At 38.1% G+C, this 15,452-nt stretch carries 14 protein-coding genes; 3 read left to right on the forward strand and 11 right to left on the reverse strand.

Going from position 1 to position 15,452, the window contains the following annotated elements; all coding sequences use genetic code 11:
* Positions 1–95: 95 nt before the first annotated feature.
* Positions 96–1,559, reverse strand: coding sequence for an AcpB/EbpR/MafR family transcriptional regulator (locus tag HMPREF2988_RS02535; protein ID WP_070769940.1), 1,464 nt, complete (start codon positions 1,557–1,559; stop codon positions 96–98).
* Between the two features lie 168 nt (positions 1,560–1,727).
* Positions 1,728–6,269, reverse strand: a complete 4,542-nt coding sequence (locus tag HMPREF2988_RS02540; RefSeq protein WP_070769941.1) for an LPXTG cell wall anchor domain-containing protein — start codon at positions 6,267–6,269, stop codon at positions 1,728–1,730.
* 608 nt (positions 6,270–6,877) lie between these two features.
* Here HMPREF2988_RS02540 and HMPREF2988_RS02545 point away from each other — a divergent pair.
* Positions 6,878–7,249: a hypothetical protein gene (locus HMPREF2988_RS02545; RefSeq protein ID WP_070769942.1), complete on the forward strand. Its 372-nt coding sequence runs from the start codon at positions 6,878–6,880 to the stop codon at positions 7,247–7,249.
* Between the two features lie 264 nt (positions 7,250–7,513).
* Here the strand turns inward: HMPREF2988_RS02545 and HMPREF2988_RS02550 are convergent, their stop codons facing one another.
* The 9 genes from HMPREF2988_RS02550 to HMPREF2988_RS02590 all read right to left on the reverse strand — a co-directional run bounded on the left by HMPREF2988_RS02550 (position 7,514) and on the right by HMPREF2988_RS02590 (position 13,589).
* Positions 7,514–7,756 (reverse strand): GlsB/YeaQ/YmgE family stress response membrane protein, encoded by a 243-nt coding sequence (locus tag HMPREF2988_RS02550; protein ID WP_002291278.1) that lies wholly within the window; start codon positions 7,754–7,756, stop codon positions 7,514–7,516.
* 31 nt (positions 7,757–7,787) lie between these two features.
* A complete protein-coding gene (locus HMPREF2988_RS02555) occupies positions 7,788–8,693 on the reverse strand; it encodes an Asp23/Gls24 family envelope stress response protein (RefSeq protein ID WP_070769943.1) in 906 nt (301 codons plus the stop codon).
* Positions 8,694–8,705: 12 nt separating this feature from the next.
* Positions 8,706–8,894, reverse strand: a complete 189-nt coding sequence (locus tag HMPREF2988_RS02560; protein ID WP_070769944.1) for a DUF2273 domain-containing protein — start codon at positions 8,892–8,894, stop codon at positions 8,706–8,708.
* 13 nt (positions 8,895–8,907) lie between these two features.
* Positions 8,908–9,471, reverse strand: a complete 564-nt coding sequence (gene amaP / locus HMPREF2988_RS02565; protein ID WP_070769945.1) for an alkaline shock response membrane anchor protein AmaP — start codon at positions 9,469–9,471, stop codon at positions 8,908–8,910.
* Positions 9,472–9,508: 37 nt separating this feature from the next.
* Positions 9,509–10,402: an SDR family oxidoreductase gene (locus HMPREF2988_RS02570; RefSeq protein ID WP_002291266.1), complete on the reverse strand. Its 894-nt coding sequence runs from the start codon at positions 10,400–10,402 to the stop codon at positions 9,509–9,511.
* 79 nt (positions 10,403–10,481) lie between these two features.
* On the reverse strand, positions 10,482–11,405 hold the full coding sequence (locus tag HMPREF2988_RS02575; RefSeq protein WP_180363520.1) for a magnesium transporter CorA family protein: 924 nt from the start codon (positions 11,403–11,405) through the stop codon (positions 10,482–10,484).
* 48 nt (positions 11,406–11,453) lie between these two features.
* Complete coding sequence (locus tag HMPREF2988_RS02580) at positions 11,454–11,804, reverse strand: iron-sulfur cluster biosynthesis family protein (RefSeq protein WP_002291264.1); 351 nt, start codon at positions 11,802–11,804, stop codon at positions 11,454–11,456.
* 32 nt (positions 11,805–11,836) lie between these two features.
* The gene (locus tag HMPREF2988_RS02585) at positions 11,837–12,739 is read right to left on the reverse strand and encodes a glycosyltransferase family 8 protein (RefSeq protein WP_002291262.1); all 903 of its coding nucleotides are present in this window, start codon (positions 12,737–12,739) and stop codon (positions 11,837–11,839) included.
* Complete coding sequence (locus HMPREF2988_RS02590) at positions 12,732–13,589, reverse strand: glycosyltransferase family 8 protein (protein WP_024635253.1); 858 nt, start codon at positions 13,587–13,589, stop codon at positions 12,732–12,734. The genes HMPREF2988_RS02585 and HMPREF2988_RS02590 overlap by 8 nt, the downstream gene beginning before the upstream one ends.
* Before the next feature lie 333 nt (positions 13,590–13,922).
* Between HMPREF2988_RS02590 and HMPREF2988_RS02595 the strand changes: the two genes are divergently transcribed.
* Positions 13,923–14,732, forward strand: coding sequence for a Cof-type HAD-IIB family hydrolase (locus HMPREF2988_RS02595; protein ID WP_024635254.1), 810 nt, complete (start codon positions 13,923–13,925; stop codon positions 14,730–14,732).
* A 39-nt stretch (positions 14,733–14,771) separates the two neighbouring features.
* Positions 14,772–15,275 (forward strand): cysteine hydrolase family protein, encoded by a 504-nt coding sequence (locus HMPREF2988_RS02600; protein WP_070769946.1) that lies wholly within the window; start codon positions 14,772–14,774, stop codon positions 15,273–15,275.
* The last annotated feature ends 177 nt before the right edge of the window (positions 15,276–15,452 follow it).

Raw genomic sequence — 15,452 nt, forward strand, 5'->3', positions numbered from 1 at the left:
GAATAATAGATGTATGAGACTTTTAGCGGTCATTACATCTATTATTCAGATATTTTTTATTTTGATGGAATATCCTGTTGTCTATAGATACATATTTACACGTAGAGAGATTTTTCTTCTACTATACGGTACTTCTCCTGATAAAAATGGAGAAGATTTTGGATCTCACGTTGATTTGGAAATAGAGAAATACCGAAGACCGGAATGTTTGTCTCCTCATCCATCCTCGCATTCGTAAGGATACAATCGATATCTGGATAGTATAATTTCATTTCTTTCTGATAAAAGTTTGGTAGAACACCAAATTGATAATAATCTCCCAATTTTTCTTGCAATCTTTTTGCTATGTATTCCGCCTGTTTTTTTCTTGAATTTGTGACTATCACTGCTTTTAATTTATTTTCTTTCCCTTCAATATATGGTAACAATAATGGCCAGTCGATAAGAATTTCTAAGATAGCATGGCGAACAAATGAATCAAGTTCAGGAATGACGTATCCTTTTTCTCTGCAGTCATCTACCATCCTTCCCTTCAATTCTTCATATAAACAGGTTAAAATCGACGGATCGACTATCGTTGTCTGGCTTGGATCATTTAGGATATATTCTGGAAATCGTGGTTGTGTCAGTATCTCTTTACATCGTTGAACGATCAGATCTTTGTTCTCACATTCCAACTGATATTTTTTTTCTAAGCAATCCATCCATGTCATTAAACAATTGCTGATACAAAAATGATACTCTCTTTGCTCTCTTGCATTCCTTATTTTCAAAGCAGTATAAATGACTTCTGTATCAAATACCCACTGCCAGATTTTTTCTTCCCGTGGCAAAGAAAAATGGCTCAAGTGATTTTTTTCCAAGAATGAAAAGGTGAAACAGCTGATTTTCTTTTGCTCCATTCCCATTTTATTTTTGTTGAATCGTTGTATACGACAAGCAATAAAAAAATGTAAAAAACATAAGGTTTTCGGATCATTTTTTGCTACCTCATATAGCTGGTTTTCTTTTAAAAATAGGATAACCGCATCATAAATTGCCTCGCTAAAAGAACGATTAAAAATACTAGCAGGAGAAGGATATTTTTCCATCAACAAACGAGCTGTAAGACCATCGATCACCTGACCCTCTCCGACAATCCGTGTCAACCCTTTGATCCTCAAATCGTATTTTTTTAATTTTGATTGGATTTTCTTTACGATTCTTCGCAATGTACTTTCTGAAATAAACAGATACTCTGCTAATTCTAAATAATTCTCTTTTGGATGTAGCAGTATGGTTTCTAAATATTTATATTCAGTAGATTGAGAGATCACGATCTGATAAATATGATCTTTTGTGAAGGCAGGTGAAAATATAGCTGTCACACCAGCATCCCGATCAGTGACGATTTGGATATCGGAAGAATATGTATTGATTTCTATAAAATCGTTCCGCAATGTTTTTCCAGAACTTGCCAATCTTTTTTCTAATTGACTAAGACGGCAACGTTCCCCCTCGAATAGTATTTCTAACAGATTCAACTGACGTTGTAATTTTTTTGAGAGAAGATTCAACATGTTTTCACCCCTTTCTAACAAAATTCTTTTGATACATCCTGATAGATAAATGTAAAAGCACTCAATGTCGGTTTCCCTTATTGAGTGCTTGTGATTATATTATATCGTGTATCTGCTTTGGAAATTGGAGCTTTGAGAACTATTTTTTCTTACTTAAGCAAAAATCGGTTATTGATTTTCAGCTTTCTCTTTTGTTTTTCTTCTCATAACAATCGCCCCTATGCCTGCTACTAACGCGATACCAATCAATGTCCATGCAGTATTCCTAGTTGCATTGGTTTGTGGCATATTCAGTGAAGATTCATTATCTGCACTTGTTGTTGGATCATCTTGGATGCTTGGCGTCGTTCCTTCATTTCGTTCCGTACTGCCGCTTGTATCTTCATTATTTGTATGATTATTTTGTGATTCATTCGTACTGGAATTCGTTGTGTGATCACGTACTTCATACGGCATATTCAATTCTGTTGAAAAACCGCCATAAGAACTGTCAGTCGTCACGTTGACTGCGACATTGTTCCGACCAGGAGTCGATGTGTCGATTTCAGAATTTAAAGAGACTGTATAAAGATTTTCTGGAATGACCTTGTCATTTACTTTTACATTTTTGATAAATGATTTAAGATCGAGATCCGTTGCACCTCGTGGGATTTCTACTTTATTAGCTTCTACATCAATTTTCCCGCTTGGTTCGAACCCATATTCTGTGACTTCATAATAAGCATATTGAGAACCGTAAGTGAAGTTCTTCTCCTGCTCATCTTCCATCAACATATTTCGTCTAAACTCTTTCGTATGATAGATCCTGACAATGTCTCCTATGTTAACATTCAATGGCTGTCCACTATTGAATCGAGACAATGCTTGTTCGATCGTCCGGTTTCCTGTTACATCATATGTGAATCTGCTAGTGGTATTATCTTTGTTCATCACATCGAATTGATAATAAATCGAGCGATCGGAATAATCATGCACTACTTTGGACAACTCTGTATTTGCCACACCTTGAGATGCTCGGATCATCATTTGAGTATTCTGATTGTTCGGATTTGTCTGTTTAATTAGACTGAATGCGCCAATCGTTGCGCCGTCATTGTTTTTGACTCGGATGGTACTTCCCCATTTCACTACATAAGGGATCTTCACTTCTGTGAATCCAGTACCATCAGTCGTGCTTACTCTCACACGAACCCCTTTTTCTCCCACTGTTGTCGTATCGAAGTTAGACAATTGTTCCACCGTATAAAGATCACTCGTTAGCGGACGTCCGTTGAATGTCACATTTTGGATCAATTCTGCCGGGTTCACTGTATTCGTCTCATGTCCTAACAGCAGTTCTTGTGAAATCGGATCAGCCTTGATATCTGTAAACGGCTCAAACCCTTCTTCTGTTACTTTATAATAGGCATAATTAGAACCACCAGTGTAATCTCTGACCATTTCATCCATCATCAGAAGATTTCTTCCTTGTGTCTCCGCATGATAGACTTTGATGGTATCTCCTACATTGACTGCTAACGGCTGCCCACTGTTGAATCCATTTACTGCTTGACGGATCAAGGTGTTCCCTGTCACTTCATAGTTGTATTTACGCGTGTCGTTTTCCAGCACTTCGATGGCATAATAGATTCCTCTGCCGAACGGATTGTTCACTGGACGATTCAAGTCCGTGTTGCTTGAACCAGGAGAAGCATGGATTGCTAACTGATCGCCTTCTTTTAATAAGCTAAACGCGCCGACGGTCATTTCTTCCAGTCCTCGAAGAACGAATGTACTTCCCCACTGTACTTCATAAGGCACTTCGATTTCGGTTTCAGCTAACCCATCATTCATCGTAATCTTTACTTTTGTCGTTCGTTTTCCAGTTGTACTTGTGTCAATCTCTGACAATTGTTCAATCGTGTAACGATCCTCTGAGATACTTTGATGATTGATCGTGACATCTTTGACTAGTTCTTTGACATCTAATGTGCTGACGTCATCCATCAAAGAGAACATTTGCGAAGTCCCTTCTGCTTCCATCACTGGAATCGGTTCTAGTCCAAATGCAGTCACTCTGTAATAAGCATATTCGGAATCATAAGTGAAATCCCGTTCTTCTTCATCAATCATGACAATTGAACTGTTTGGCGATTTTTGCGGATGATAGATCTTGATTACATCATCCAATCGAACGTCAACGTAACCATTTCCACTCCCAAAGTTATCGATCACTTGGCGCAGAGTTCCTCTACCAAGTACCTCATAATTGTAGATTGACTGATCGTTTCTCAGGACTTCCAATGAGTAATACAAGGCATGCATCGATTCTTCCGTACCGACCCGTTCATCTAATGCTGAAGGCAACCCACTGGTAACGGTTAATCTAGCTGCATTCCCACTTCTCAGATGCAAGGAATAAGCTCCTGCTGAACCACCTTCGCTTGACTTGATCATGAACGTATCTCCCCAAAGATAATTGACTGATGTTTCGGCTGTTCCTTTGATCGTCTCCCCTGAAATCGGGTGTTTCGCTTGTACCGTGATTCGAATATCTTGTTTGCCAGCGATTGTATTCGTCGGCTCTGTCGATTCTGCTGCGACGAATTCTAGATCATCGATCGCAACCGATTCCCCTTCAAAAGTGGCTTCTTCGATGTAATTTTTAAACGTACTTGCAAGTGACGCAGAGGTTTCTCCTAATGTACGGTCTTCCATTGGCTTCAATTTCAGCTGGATTGCCGGATCAGGTAGTACAGGAAGTGGTTCAAATCCAAAAGCCGTGACACGATAATAGGCATTATCTGTCCCGTAAGTGAAATCCTGCTCTTTTTCTTCCACCATCAAAACTGAGCTTCCTGCACTCCTTTGCGGATGGTGAATATTAATGATATCGCCCAACTGTACATCAAGGTATCCATTTCCATTTCCGAATGTCGTGATTACTTGCTGTAGAGTAGCTCTCCCCGGCACTTCATGGTAATAAGCTTGTTGGTCATTTCGTAGCACCTCAATAGAGTAATACAACGAATCTTCCAGACCAATCCGTTCATCAAGAGGAGAATCTAATCCTCGAGTTGCCACGATTCGAGCATTATTCCCATTTCTCAACTGGAAGGCGTATGCGCCCGCTGATCGTCCATCATGGGCTTTCAATAAGAACGTGTCGCCCCAACGGATGTTGATGGACGTTTCGGCAGTACCTTTTACCATGACATCACTATCTGGATGTTTTTTTTGCACTGTTATTCTCACCTTTTGTTTGCCGACTGTAGAATAGTCTGGCTCTGTTGATTCCGCCGCAACAAATTCTAATTGATCAAAGTCAATTGCTTCACCAAACATGGACGCTTCTTCGATATATTCTCTGAAATTACTTGCTAATGAATCATAATTCATACCAAGATTGCGATCTTCTATATCTTTTAATTTTAGTTCTATTCCTGAATGTGGCAAGACTTCCATGGTAGTTGAACTGGTTGCTTCTCTTCCATCGCTCGTCGTAGCTTTTACTCGCCACGTATAAGTACCAGGTACTTGCGTACTTGCCTCAATCCACTCAAGCCTATGCGTACCATGAAAATTTATTACTTCAAAATAATCTTCTGGTGTTGGTAACTTTGAATATTGATAGATTTCATTCGTCCCAGCTTTTGGTGTCACTTGTAGAGGTGCTGGTTGAACAGTAATCGGCACTGACACATTAGCCGTTCGTCCCGTCTCATCAGTGACTGTTATCTCCCCATTTATCTGTCCTACTGATGACGTATTTGGGACTTTTCCATCTTTCCAGTCAATCGTGACACGTCCTACAGTATTCCCTGTAGTGATATATGTTGAAGGGGCAGGTAATGTATCATTTTGAGTAATCACATGCGGGCCAGTTTTTGCAGTAGCTGTAATTACCCCATGTGATTGTAAAGTCCCCGGAATCTCGATACTGATTGGACGTGTAGTACCACTTAGCGTAACATCTCTGAAATATGGTGGAGAGCTAAACCATTCACCGTAAGAAAGCAATATCGGTAAATTAAAGTCTACTTTCGTTGTATTTAGACTTCCCCATCTCACTCTTGTAATCCTAGCAAATATGTGGTCAACGGAGGTCCCTTCTCTTGCGGCATATACTCTTAAACGCCAGTTTCCACAAGTTGAATCTGTTGTAACCGACCACAACCCCGAGCCCAAACCATCACGATCAGAATAAAGAAAAAGAAGATTATCCTGAACAAATTCTCCCACACTAGGCGCAATATCCGTATCCTCATAATCAAAATTCCATCCTCTCTGAGTGATACGTTCGAAAGTGATTTCGGTATCCTTAAATTGGGACGCTGATGTATTTGACATAGCTCGGTCGAGACTACGTTGTATTTGATTTCCAACAGCAATTCGAATTTCTTCTCTATTCCTTTCGGCAGAATCGAATGCACTAGAATAATCAGTCAATACTGGAGTATTTTCTTGTATTTTTTTTATCCTTGCACCCGCGGTTAACATAGCGCTTTGTCCTAATCCTAATGCAGAAGTAGACAAACTATCTTCTGTCTTCTCTTTCAATGTTTGTTCTTCTAGTTTTTCTTTTTTCTTGCTCTGTTTTTCCAGCTGCCTCAATACTGGGACTTCCATGTCGCGTAAAGCAGAGGTAGCTTCTACTACGGTACCGCCCATATTCCCTAGAACCAGTCCTAAGGAGAGTGTACTAGTTAATAGCTTTTTTATTTTTTTCAATGAACGTTTTACCTCCTTTATTTTTCCTATACAGATCAAAAGCGATCTGCTTTAAACCGTCAGCAAAGAAGGTATGCTATTTTCTTGTCTTAAAAACATAAATAGTGTAAAAAATAGTTTTGCTTGTTTCCAACCTCCGTAGCTTTTGCTCATTTGTCACAAATCGAATCGATCAAACAGTATTGATTTTGCTAAACACCTAACGATCATTTGTTGTGACAAACTTGACGGTCAGCATTGTACGTGAATTGCTCCTGTTCCCCTTCTTACGATCTTTGAATATGTAGTTCTCTCCCCAATAATCGTAACTGGGTGTCTCCCACTCCTTTCTTTTTGTTTTTATGCGGGAGCAAACTCCCACATTTATACTGTAAAGGGGTTCTTTCCATTATGTAATGCCACTTTTTCCCATTTAATATGGAGTTTTTGACAGAATATTTCGAATAACAATGACCCACTACTCTTTTTTCTTTTTATCGTCAATTTGATAATAATGATTATTTATTTAAAAATACATTAGATAACATTTGTTACGACACTAAAAAGCTTCACAAACAAATATCGTTATTTTAAAATGAGGGCGAACTCACACAATTAGGAGGAATAGTATGCCATTCATCGTTTACTTTTTTCTTTCATTACTCGTGATCTATATCCCATTTCCTACATTTTTCCTGCTCGTCAATCGTCTAGCAGAGCAACATGATACGATTACTGCTCTAACGAAACTTTGTTTACTTCTATTTGTTTGTCTAGATTACTTTACGAGCTATTATTGGCTAAAACAGACAAGAGTAAAAAAGAGATATTATTTCTTCCTTGTCTTTTTCAATCTCTTTGAGTTTCTGATCCATTGCTTTTTACTTCATCAGTATCATACGATCCATCTGTGGATCATCTGGGTCTTTCAAGTGGTCGTACTATTTTGTATGTTCACCTTCCCTCTCTCAAGAAAATTTAGGGAGACATTGTTTTGTTAAAAAAAGGTGGGGAAAGCTTCTCTGTATCAATAAAGACACATTTAAGGAAAATTGGGTCAATATATTGGTTTCCCCTTAAAAAACTTTTAAAAATCTCATTGGGAATTTACCTATACAAAGAGAGCGTGAGACAAAAGTAAAGAACACTTTTGTCTCACGCTCTAAACACGTATAAACGGCAAACCATGTCGAACTATTTTTATTTGGCTGTTCTTATTACTTGATGCAGAACAGCTTTTTCACGACCTCTTTTTAAGAGTCTTTTTACAGTTTTCTAGCAAAGAATGAGACAATCAGTACTAAAATGATGGCACCAATCAATGATGGCACGATTGCCATTCCTGCAATACTTGGTCCCCAAGAACCTAATAATGCTTGACCAAGTGCTGATCCAACTAAACCTGCTACGACATTTGCAATAATCCCCATCGAAGAACCTTTATTCGTGATTGCTCCTGCAATTGCTCCGATAATTCCTCCGACGATAAGTGACCAAATAAATCCCATGTTTCGTTCCTCCTAATGTTTTGCTTCCTTATTACTGAACGCGTGGTTCTGTATTTTCTTTTACTTTTTCAACGCCGCTTCCAGCTGCTGATTTTACTTTATCTGTTTGATTGGAAGCAAATTCACCGGTTTTTTTCGCTGCGTCAGTTACTTTGTCTTGCACCGTTTCTTGATCTTTTTCAAATTCTTCTTTTGTTTTGATGTCCACTACGTTAGCGTTGACTTCGATCACATCTAAGTGTGTCATATTTTTTACTTCTTTGCCGATTACTTCTTGCATTTCTTCAAAGATTTTTTCGATATCTTTGCCATATTCCACAATGATATCCATGTCCACTGCTACTTGTTTTTTACCGACTTCTGTTTCGATTCCAGCCGTTACATTATCTGTATTCACAAGTTTTCCTGCCACATTAGAGAAGAACCCACCGTTTGCAGATAATAAGCCGTCTACTTGTTCAATTGCGATTCCAATGATTTTTTGCACCACTTTATCTTCATAATTCAACTCACCGCGCATCGAATCTTCTTGCTCAGAGCCATGGTTTTTTTGGTCGTTTGTATGTTGTGAACCAAGTTTTCCTTGTCCGTTTGAGTGTTCAGAACTAAGTTTTTCTTGTGCTTTCGCATGATCAGAAGGATGCTTTTGTTCCTCTAATGGTTTAGAAGGATCGATTGCATCATGTTGTTCTGGAACTTTAGATTCTGGAGAGCCGGGATGATGAGGCGCATGTTTTTCTGCGTCATGTTTCTTTTCTTCTACACCTTGTTGAACATTTGGCACGACTGGATCTGGATGTGCAGATACTGGTGCTGTTTTGTTCTTTTCATCGTTCACACCATTTGATTGGTTTGGTGTCGTTGGGTCTGGATGTGCAGACACTGGTTTTTGGTTGTTCATTTTATTGTTGTTATTATTTTTGTTATTGTTATTCATGGATGTTTCCTCCTAAGATTTAAAATAGTGATCTAAAATTTTCGTTTGTTTCAAATAAAAACCGATAGCGACACCGATAGCTACCATGATCAAGATCAATAAAGTCTTGAAAAAGCCGACGGTAATCCATAAAACGGCTAGTATCAACCCAAGTACCCCAAAGATGATAGGGAGCTTGTATGTCGAAAATAGTTCTTTCATTTTTGGTCCCCCCCTATTCTACTCGTTTGCGGTCATTGCTTCGTTTAGCTGGTTCTTCAAAACCTGTGTATTTCACGGATACTTTCACTGACTCTTTTGTGCCTAATATGTGTTGCACTTCGTTTTCGATTTCTTTCATCAATGTTCCAGTTTTACCAATGAGTGCTGAAGTTCGTTTCAACTCCCCTTTTATATTGACGGCGATCTTGTTTTTCGTTGCTTTGACATTTACTTTTGGTGAATGGATAAATTCATCTTCATGCAAGTGAGAACGAACCATTCCTTCGATTGCTTTTTTATCCAACGTTAACTCCCCATCACCATGTTTCAGTAAAAAGGTTCCGATCGTTTTTGGATAAAACAAGAAAACAAGCAATGTGATAATCGTCAAAATAGCAAATGCAACAGCAAGCCAGAATACATATTGTTGCACATATGAATTAGTGATGGAAAAGAATCGAAACTTCTCTAATTGAAAAGGCAGTGGATAGGCTGCACTTAATAGTATCGCAAACAAGAGTATAGATAGCAAAAGTAACGTTCCGATCACTCCAAGCGTTTTTACTCCTTTATTCATTTTCGCACCTCCTCATAGGGGTGAAACGATCAACTTTTTATAAGTTGATCGCTTCTCCACCAGTTACTCCGTAAATTTGAGCTGTGACATAACTTGCTTTATTCGATGCTAAGAAGACATAGACCGGTGCTAATTCTCCTGGTTGACCTGCACGTTCTAGTAAACTTTGCTGACCAAATTCAGGAATCGAATCAGAAGGCTGACCTTCGTCTAGTTGTAGCGGTGTCCAGATTGGACCAGGCGCTACACCATTTACACGGATTCCCTTAGGAGCAAGTTGTTTTGCTAAGCCAATCGTAAAGTTAGCAATTGAAGCTTTTGTTGCTGCATAATCCAACAAATGTTCACTTGGATTGAAGGCTTGGACAGAAGTTGTTGTAACAATCGCTCCTCCTGCAGGGATATGCGGAACAGCTTCTTTCACTAAAGCAAACATAGCGATGATGTTGACCATGAATGTGTCTTTGATTTGTTCAAGTGGCAGTTCAGTAATGGACTGGCAAGAAATTTGCTGTCCTGCATTCAATACCATCGTATCTAGCCCACCAAGCTCACTTACTGCTTTTTCAATGATTTCTTTAGGTGCTTGTTCATCACGAAGATCAAATGGTAGTAAGACGATTTTACGTCCTGCATCTTTGACGTATTTAGCTACTTCTTCTGCATCTTTTTCTTCTCCTGGGAAGAATTGAAGAGCGATATCTGCACCTTCTCTAGCAAATGCAATCGCTGCTGCACGACCGATCCCTGAGTCTCCACCAGTGATGAGTACACGGCGGTTTTCCAGCTGATTATTACCCTCATAGGATTCTTCTCCGCAATCAGGAACAGGAATCATGTTCTGCTGTAAAGCTGGTGTATCCTGATCTTGCTTAGGAAATTTCTCCGTATGGTACAGATTTCGCGGATCGATTAATTTTGGTTCTGTCATTGCTGTATTCCTCCTAGTTTTTCTAAATTGTATTGCCAAAACAAATTTCTTTGTTTGATACCTGTTTTAAATAGTTTGTTTAATTCGTATAATCTTTTCGGTATAGATGGTAGCCTAAAACCGCCGCTGCTATCAAAGAGCCGAATACTACGAGAATAAATCCTAAAGCAGAGCTTTTACCCGGCAATCCTCCTGTATTCATTCCCCAAATCCCTGCAAACAACGCAGGAACGGAGATGATCAGTGCAGCTGAATCTAGGTACTTCATGATATGGTTTAGGTTATTATCCATCATCCCATTGAATAAATCACCAATACTCTCCAATAAGTCTCGATAGATCTCGATCATTTTTTCTGTTTGTCGCTGTCTCAAATGAACATCATAAAGCAACTGTTCATCGTCTAACCGTTTGATGAACGTTTCAGAATTCCATAATTGATCCATTGTTTCTCGCTGATCTCTTAAGGTATGATCGATATACACTATGTCTCTTTCAAGATCTGCCTGTTTATACAATTCCTCATTCTCCGTCGTTTTACGAGCTGCTTTATCCAAAGCATCAATTCTATGCTTCATTTCTCTTAGTTCTTTCACGTAATGGGTATAAATATCCAGTAATGTATACGTGATGATCTTTTCAAACGAGTTTAAATGATCTCCATGCTTTGTCAGTAGGCGATCCACGAACTCGGTTTTTCTATCGATACATGTAATCAAGAGATTATCGGAAAGTACAAAAGATATTGGTGTCAATTTTTTTTCGATACGATTATCTGACTGATCCAGATTGATCACAACCAAAGAAAATGGATGCGCTAATTTGGTCTCATAAAGGCGTTCCATCCGAGAAACTTCTTCCGGATATTCCGTGCCTACGAAAATGTCATCTGGAAGCTCGAATTCTTTAATTGCCTGCTGGATCTCTTCTGGCTTTGTATTATCGAGAATAAGCCAGTTGTATTTGTTTTCATCTGTTTCTGTGACTTTCTTTTCATCATCCACAAAGTAGTATCTCAATGTATACCTCCTTTCTGGACTTTTCAAAAACGATTAGCTGAAGAAGCAGTTCTTTAATTTGATATTATAATCGAGTACTGCACTTTCATTTTCTAATGAGAAGCTGTCAAGCTGTTTATTAAAGTCCATGTTCAGTCGTTTACCGAAATAACTTTGTTCTACTTTAGATGTATAGATTTCCAGTAAAGGATGCTCGATTTTTGTAGCATACTCTCCGAATTCCGAAACAAAAGGAATGATTTGAAAAAAGCTGCCTTTTGCAAAAGCACCTTTATCCCTTAAAAATGGATCGGAATCATTGATGAGAGCGAGTGCAATTTTTGTATTTTCCCCCACTTTTTCGATTAACGTCTCTACTGCATTTTTAGACAGTGTAATTTCCATTCCTACTCCCCCTGTTCAGTTGTAGTCTTCTATTATTTAACAACTACGTCTGTTTTTTGTTGAACTTTTGCATATTTTGGATATTTAGGGAATTTAGCCACACAACGGAACGCCGTCATCCCTGCATATTTTTCGTAATATTTCTTCGTTGGTCCTTCAAAATCCTTGCTCCAAGGTTTCACATGTCCTGAGAAATGGATAATGTAAGGATTATTGCGTGTTTCTTCGTATTCACGTTCACCTGCTGCTGTTGGATGTTTCTTTGCTTTAGCCATGATATAGCCTTGTGCATTCCAACGCGGATGAAGCGGAAGCCAACGATCATGTAAGATTGCATTTAATGCATCTTGGTCATGGAATCTTAATTTTTCTGGATTATGTTCGATGAAGTCTAATACTTTTTGCGTAATATTTTCATCTAACCATTTTTTTACATTGATCAGCATCAATCCTGAGTTGAAGTAACGCATTGATTTAGCTGGAATCTCCATTTTTTCTAATCGTTGATGGAACCCAGCGTCTTCAACAGCTGCTACGATTGAATCACCGAAGTCAAGACGCCATAATTTAGAGATATCTTGTAAAGCGATCATGTCGCAATCCATATATAAGATACGTTCGACTTCCGTGCCGCGGAACAATTCTGGAATCGCTATGCGGTAATAAGCTGTTTCTGGAATACGATCGCTGATTACTACATTTGTAAAGAATTCTTTATTGATTTTCAAAAATTCTACATCTGAATTCATTCGTGCATTTTTCACTGAGAAACGTAAAAGCTGTTTGCTTTCAAAATCGATATCGTCGTCAATCACATAGAACCGAACAAACTTAGACGGGTTGCAATTATCTAATACTGAGACAAATAATGCAGCTAAATGCGGTACGAATTTTGTATTACAACTTGCGACTACTGCTATTTCTTTTTTATTCATTGATCTCGCCTACTTTCGTTAGAGTACTGTGTGCTAATTTTTTTAAGTATAAATTGGTATACGGATGATCTTTCAATGTATTCCAAGGTTTATCATGTCCTGTAAAATGAACGATCGAAGGTTTTTCATTTCCTTCTTTATACAGACGTTCATATTTTTCATTTGGTGCTGGGTGTCGTTCAAAAATCAAAGAAGTCTGCATGTTCCATTTTGGATGAAGTTGTTCCCAGTCTTCATAAAGGACAGCATTCAAAGCATCTTGATCGTGATAGATGATTCGATCACCATTTTCACTTAAATAATGGATAGTTTTTTCTGTAATTTCTTTTTTATTCCATTGATCGATGTCAATCACCATCACCCCTGAATTGAAGTACAAGTCATCGGAATCTATTCCTAATCTTTCCAATGCTTTCACTTGTCCTGGATCGATAATAGCGCCGATCGTTTTTCCATTTAATGGTTCATCATATAGTTTTACGATATCGTCTAGCACTAACACATCTGAATCTAAGTAAAGGACTTTTTTATAATCCTCTTTAGCTAATAAGTTGGGTAAAGAAATTCTTAAGTAAGCGGTAGTTGTGATATGGTCGCTGACTAGGAAGTCTTCGTAGATATCTTTTTCCACTGTCAGGAATTGGATACTTGCATTACTTGAATATTTATTTACCGTTTCTTCCAATCCTTGTTTACTATATTCTGATAGACCATCGTCAATCACATAAAATTTTATGCGTCTTGTTTTATTGCAATTTTCTAATGCAGTGGCGATCATCACGCTCAAGTAAGGAGCATAATTTTCGTCTGAAGCAGTCACCACAGGAACTACGCCGTATCTCTTCTCCATCAAAATCACTCCTTTTTCTAATCTTTTTCTAACCTGTTCTACATCTAGAATATTCCTCATTTGGCATTAAAGCAAAATATATGCTTTGTTTTCATTGAATATTTTAAAATATTTTCATCACAAAACGCATTGGTAAGCGCTAACTATTCGTTTTTCATGGCTTTTTATTCAAAGGTATTGACCAAAAACTACTATATATAGCCACCTTTTTCTTAAGAATGTTTTTTGAAAAAATTCATAACGGCAAAGCAAGTTAGTTTCATTTTTTTGATTTCTCATTTAATCTTAAGGTAACAGGAAAATAGATATGTAAAAAGAAAGTAGGAAGATAAAATGAAACTAGCAGCGATTGATTTAGACGGTACCTTGCTTGATCGAAATGGAAAGATACCAGAAGAAAATATCCAAGCACTTCGGAAATTTGATGAAAATGGCGGAATCGTAACAGTAGCTACAGGAAGGAACAGCATTTCTGCTAAAGATATTTTTTCCGAATTAGGAATCGGCGGCTATTTGATTTCTTCCAATGGTTCGCTGATTGCTGAAATGAAGGATGGAAAGATGGCAAAGGTTCTCAGACGTTCGAAAATAGATATCGATACTCTGAAAAGAGCCTTCTTCTATGCTCAAGAAGCAAAAATCTCAATTATTGCCAGCCGAGAAACCCAAGATGATCAGCTGACATTCGATGAATCTAATCTTGTCAAAGACGACCCCTATTATGAGCATTTCAATCTGCAGAATCATTCTTTTGATCAAATTTTAAGTATGTTAGAAGATCCTTCTCTTAGCTATCTTAAATTAGCGTTAACAGATAAGAGTGAAGAAAAACTACAGAAGCTACAAAGAGATTTGCAAGCAGACGGCATCAATTCAGTATTCTCTGATCCGCATTTCTTAGAAATCACGCCTACAGGTATCACTAAAGCTCATTCACTTGTTTTTCTGGCGGATTACCTTGGAATCGAGTCGAGTGACATCATGGCTTTTGGCGATCAAGAAAACGACATTGCTATGTTGAATTATAGTGGGTTGAGTATTGCGATGGGGAATGCACAGCGGCAAGTAAAAGAAATTGCAAACCAAGTAACACTGACGAATGAGGAAGCTGGTGTTGCTTATATTTTAAAAAACTTCTATTGAAAATAAAAAAATGACGTCATGAACGTAGGAGGAAAGAAAATGTTAGTTATTATCGATATGCAAAATCATATTCTTGATCCAAACAGCGAATTTTATATTCCAGAATCAGACCAATTGGCGGAACGCATTGCTAAACGATTAGCTAAAGCACGCAAAGACAAGGAATATATTCTATTCACACGGGATATTCCAGTCGAACTGAAGGACAAAGAAGAGGAACGGGAAGATTTGCAATTGATCCCTCTTCTTTCTCCCCAAGAAAATGAACGAGTGATCAAAAAGTATTACTTTACGATCCCCCCTGAAACTTTAGCTGAAATCAAAAAGACTTTGTTTGAAAGCAAAGAAGAACAAAAAGAGATCGAAGTGGTTGGGATCGAAACAAACTTATGTGTGCTCTCTAATTTGATAGGCTTGCAGAGTGCGTTCCCTGAAGCTGATTTTTTTGTTGATCCAACGTTAGTTTCTAGTAGAAAACATGGAGAATCGGCTTTGGAACTTCTGAAAGATTTCAATGTTTCGATCATCGAACCTAAAGAATAGACAGTCACACATATGCTACAGTCTATTCTTTATCTAAGTTCTATTATCATTTAGCAAGCAAACTAAAAAAGAAAAAGCACGAAGAACTGTTTTCAGTCTTACGTGCTTTTTCTATAAAAGTAGATCGGCTTTTCCATGACGCCTTGGTAAACGGTGTTCTCCTACCAACTCCTCGGT

Origin of the sequence: Enterococcus sp. HMSC061C05 (assembly GCF_001814765.1) — a bacterium.
Taxonomy (GTDB): Bacteria; Bacillota; Bacilli; order Lactobacillales; family Enterococcaceae; genus Enterococcus_B; species Enterococcus_B lactis.